Origin of the sequence: Neobacillus drentensis (assembly GCF_036962765.1) — a bacterium.
GTDB lineage: Bacteria > Bacillota > Bacilli > Bacillales > Cytobacillaceae > Neobacillus > Neobacillus drentensis_C.
Window position 1 is genome coordinate 1 of the sequence record NZ_JBALOS010000131.1, and the last position, 351, is coordinate 351.

Below are 351 nucleotides of genomic sequence, written 5' to 3' on the forward strand. Positions count from 1 at the left end.
CCAGAGTATAGAGTGATAAACTGTAAAACCAATGAAGTATTTTATGTTAGTAATAAATCTTGGCAAGTAGTTGTCCCCGAATTCCTCATTACAAATGATTCGGCAGATTATTTAGTAAAAAAAGAAATGATGGATTGGGCAAAACTTTATCATCAAGGTAGAGAAGTAGCAAGATGGAAAATGAAAACTACTGAATGGTTCAAGACATATTTAGAAATTGAAGAGGAATGCCCTATACAGGAGCCAGAATTTTTTATTTGTCTTTTTCAAGCCATTTTCTATGTTGGCGACTAAAATTTCAAGTTATTTATACCCATTCAAAATTGTGAAGTAATGTACTTAAAGTAACGG

At 31.9% G+C, this 351-nt stretch carries 1 protein-coding gene; it reads left to right on the forward strand.

The window, feature by feature from the left end; translation table 11 throughout:
- A partial coding sequence (locus tag V7137_RS16800) for a tubby C-terminal domain-like protein (protein WP_420490144.1) occupies positions 1-294 on the forward strand: 294 nt, incomplete at its 5' end.
- Positions 295-351: the final 57 nt, after the last annotated feature.